Genomic DNA, 3,961 nt, shown 5'->3' on the forward strand with positions numbered 1-3,961 from the left:
ACCGGACATGCCCAACGGCCCGAAAACAACCATAACCGACCAGCGCATCGTGACCGTCTGTCTGCTCATCCTCGCCGCAGCGGCGATCGCCGCCGCTTTGTATCTGATCGGTTCGGTGCTGATCCCCTTTATATTGGCTGTGTTCCTGACCTACTGCCTGATTCCGCTGGTCGATGCCCAGATCAAATGGCTGCGGATCCCCCGCCCGTTGGCCATACTGACTACCATCGTCCTGGCCTGTGCGGTGCTGTTCTTTCTTGGATTGCTGATCCTCACCGCGGTGGGCCAGATTACTGTTTACGGCGACGAGTACCGGGCCCAGATCAAGCAGTTCACCACGGACCTGTTCTCCGAACTCCCCCTGGAGAAGCTGGGGTTGCAGATCGATCCCGCCCAGTCGGTCTGGGAAACCCTCAGCGGGGCGGTCACCACGCTGTTGGCCGGCACGGCCCGTGGCGTGATGAGCCTGGTCTCCAATGGGGTGCTGGTCCTGATCTTCCTGATCTTCATGCTGGCCGGGCGCAAGACCCCGCCGCCGGTCGGCAGCATCCGCTACGAGGTCGAGACCCAGGTCAAGCGCTACCTGCTGGCCATGGTGTTCACCTCCGGGATCACCGGCATTCTCGTGGGAGCAACGCTCAACGTTCTGGGCGTCAGTTTCGCCTGGATGTTCGGCTTTCTGGCGTTTCTGCTGAATTTCATTCCCAACATCGGCTCGGTCGTCGCCACGCTGCTGCCAATTCCGGTAGCCCTCCTGAACCCGGAGCTTTCCCTGACCGCCAAGGTCCTGGCCCTGGCCATCCCGACCGCCATCCAGTTCACCATCGGCAACATCATCCAGCCGAAGATCATGGGCCAGTCGCTCGATCTGCACCCGGTGGCCATTCTGCTGGCGTTGATGTTTTTCGGGACGATCTGGGGCATTGTCGGGATGTTCCTGGCCACGCCCATCGCGGCCGTCCTGAAGATCCTCTTCCAGAAGCTCGAGTACACCCGGCCGATCGCCAAGCTCCTGGCCGGGCACATCGACGATAAGCCCGTCTCCTGACGATCCGCTGCGCCCTTCAGCTTGCCCGGTCGAGCCGGCGATATTGGATGGCCTCGGCGACGTGTTCGGCCTTCAGGTGCTCGCTGCCCTCGAGGTCGGCGATAGTCCGCGCGACCCGCAAAACCTTGTCGTGTGCCCTCGCTGAGAGGCCCAGTTCCTGGACAGCCGAGCGCAGGATGGTCTCGCACGTCTGATCGAGCTTGCAGTGGGTCCGCAGCAGCCGGGTGGTCATGCGGGCGTTGGTGGTTCCCGGCCGATCGGCGAACCGCTGCTGCTGGATGCGGCGGGCCCGATTGACCCGCTCGCGAATGACCGCTGAGCTGTCGCCGGACGGCGTCGCCCGCAGGCGGTCCAGTTCGACCGGCGGGACTTCGATGTGAATATCGATTCGGTCCAGCAGCGGCCCGGAGATCTTGCTGACGTACTTTTCGATCCGGGCCGGAGAGCACCGGCAGGGCTTTCGCGGATGGCCGAAATAGCCGCACGGACAGGGGTTCATCGCCGCCACGAGCATGAATCGGGCTGGGAAGGTCGAGGAGGCCTGGGCCCGCGCGATGGTCACCTCGCCGTCCTCCAGCGGCTGGCGGATCGTTTCGAGCGTGGCCCGCTGAAACTCGGGCAACTCGTCGAGGAACAGCACGCCATTGTGGGCCAGGCTGATTTCGCCCGGCTGGGGCGGATTGCTCCCGCCGACCAGGGCCACCGGCGAGGCTGAGTGGTGCGGCAGCCGCACCGGACGGGTGCCGACCAGCGGACGGTTGTTCTTGAGCAGCCCGACGGCTGAGTATATCCGCGTGGTTTCCAGGGCCTCAGCCAGCGTCAGTTCCGGCAGCACGGTCGGCAGCCGATGGGCCAGCATCGTCTTGCCCGACCCGGGCGGCCCGATCATCAAAACGTTATGGCTTCCCGCCGCCGCGATGGTCAGCGCGCGTTTAGCATGTTCCTGGCCTTTGACGTCGGCGAAGTCCTGTTCGTAGTGGCTGGCCACGTCGAAAAGCCGTTCCAGATCGACCCGCGCCGGTTCCAGCGGGAGCTGTTCGGTCAGGAACCCCACCGCCTCGGTCAGGTTGCCCACGCCGACGGCTTCAATGCTCTCGACCACCGCCGCCTCTTTGGCGTTTTCGCGCGGCAGCACCAAGCCGCGATAGCCGTTCTCGGCCGCGAGCATCGCCGTCGAAAGGGCCCCGCGGATCGGACGGAGCCGCCCGTCGAGGGCCAGTTCGCCGGCTACCATGTACTCCTTGAGCAGGGCGGCTTCAATCTGCCCATCCGCCGCGAGCAGGCCGATCGCGATCGGCAGATCGAACGACGGGCCCTCCTTTCGCACGTCGGCTGGGGCCAGGTTGATCAGCGTCTTGTGCCGCGGAAACATATACCCGCAGTTGATCAGGGCCGCCTTGATCCGGTCGATGCTCTCCTTGACCGCGGCGTCCGGCAGACCGACGATGTTGACCCCCGAGTACCCTTTGGACGAGACGTCCACCTCGACTTCGCACTCGATCGACTCGATGCCGCTGAGGGTGACGCTATGCACTTTGGCCAGCATGGGGGATATTAGACACTCCCGTGGCCGAAAAAGCAAGAAGCCACATTGCGAAATCTACAGGCAACGGAACGTCGGAGCGGATTGCCGCTTCACTTTCCTGTTCGGATTGACTCTCACCGACCAAACAGAGTAGATTACCGTCATGATTCGACGGCGTTTCGGCATATTTCCCGGCGTCGGCCCCAGGGCCGAACGGCAGATCGCCCAGGCGGGTCTCGGCGATTGGAACGCCTTTACCCGTGACCCCGCTGCATCCGGCCTGCCCGCCAGGCTCCAAGCCAATCTGCAGGAAGCGATCGGCGTCTGGTCGAACGCCCTGGAGCAAGGCGATCCGGCGTTCTTCGCCCGGAACCTGGCCCGAAAGCATCACTGGATGCTCTACGAGCGTTTCGCCGGCCGGATCTGCTATCTGGACATTGAGACCACCGGCCTGAGTCCCCGGTCCGACGTGGTGACCATGGTCGGGCTCTACGACGGGCGGCGGTTCACCTGTCTGGTTCGCGACCAGGACCTGACGGCGGAGAATCTCGCTGCGTGTCTGGCGGACTGCGGGATGCTGGTGACCTACTACGGGTCGAGTTTCGACCTTTCGTTCCTGCGCCGCGGGTTTCCGCGGATCGACTGGGACCTGCCCCATTTCGACCTGTGCTTCGCCGGCAAGCGCGTCGGCCTGACCGGGGGACTGAAGTCCATCGAGCGCCAACTCGGCATTGTCCGCGATCCGTCGCTCGTCGAGGTCGATGGCTTTGAGGCGGTCCGGCTGTGGCACGCCCATCGCCGCGGCGACACCGCCGCCCTGCCGAGACTCCGGGCCTACAACGAGGCCGACACGGTGAACCTGGAGCGGATCGCCTCGACGATCTACCAGCGGCTTTGCGGACTCTGATCCGGACGCGAGGTCACGCCGACGGCGTCCTATCGCCACTGCAGGATGACCTTGATCACCTCCGCGCGGCGCGATCGCATCAGTTCCATTCCGCGGGCAAACTCCCGCGCGGGCAAGCGGTGCGTCACCAGCTTCTCCAGCGGCAGGTTCGCCTCAATGGCCAGTCGCACCGCTGCCGGCCAGGCCTCCGCGCTGGCGTTGCTGCCCGAGACCGTCAGTTCGCGGTGCAGGAGCTTGTTCCACGGGAAATCGGCACGGGTTGTTCCGTAGTCGCCCAGCACCAGGATTCTGGCCTGCGGCGCCGCCAGATCGAGCACTCCGTTCAGGGCGGCGCCGTTGCCGCTGGCCTCGATGATGGTGGGAATTCTCCCGGCTGAGGGATCGAGGCGATCGGTGTGGTAGTTGACGGTCCGGGCGGCGCCGAACTGCCGGGCCAGGGCCAGACGCGGGTCGCGCCCGCCGGTCAGGACGATCTGCGACG

Annotated in this window: 4 protein-coding genes; 2 read left to right on the forward strand and 2 right to left on the reverse strand. The window is 64.9% G+C overall.

Going from position 1 to position 3,961, the window contains the following annotated elements; translation table 11 throughout:
* A partial coding sequence (locus tag GXY33_15350) for an AI-2E family transporter (protein ID NLX06514.1) occupies positions 1 to 1,048 on the forward strand: 1,048 nt, incomplete at its 5' end.
* A gap of 16 nt (positions 1,049 to 1,064) precedes the next feature.
* Here GXY33_15350 and GXY33_15355 read toward each other — a convergent pair.
* Positions 1,065 to 2,594: a YifB family Mg chelatase-like AAA ATPase gene (locus GXY33_15355; GenBank protein ID NLX06515.1), complete on the reverse strand. Its 1,530-nt coding sequence runs from the start codon at positions 2,592 to 2,594 to the stop codon at positions 1,065 to 1,067.
* Positions 2,595 to 2,736: 142 nt separating this feature from the next.
* On the opposite strand from GXY33_15355, the gene GXY33_15360 reads away from it, so the two are divergent.
* A complete protein-coding gene (locus tag GXY33_15360) occupies positions 2,737 to 3,480 on the forward strand; it encodes a ribonuclease H-like domain-containing protein (protein NLX06516.1) in 744 nt (247 codons plus the stop codon).
* Between the two features lie 29 nt (positions 3,481 to 3,509).
* Here GXY33_15360 and GXY33_15365 read toward each other — a convergent pair.
* On the reverse strand, positions 3,510 to 3,961 hold a 452-nt coding region (locus tag GXY33_15365; GenBank protein NLX06517.1), incomplete at its 5' end, for a zinc-binding dehydrogenase.

It is taken from the genome of Phycisphaerae bacterium (assembly GCA_012729815.1).
GTDB lineage: Bacteria > Planctomycetota > Phycisphaerae > JAAYCJ01 > JAAYCJ01 > JAAYCJ01.

Coding starts and splice junctions, on each gene's coding strand:
- GXY33_15355 (NLX06515.1), bottom strand. CDS start 2,594: ATGCTGGCCAAAGTGCATAGCGTCACCCTCAGCGGCATCGAGTCGATC.
- GXY33_15360 (NLX06516.1), top strand. CDS start 2,737: ATGATTCGACGGCGTTTCGGCATATTTCCCGGCGTCGGCCCCAGGGCC.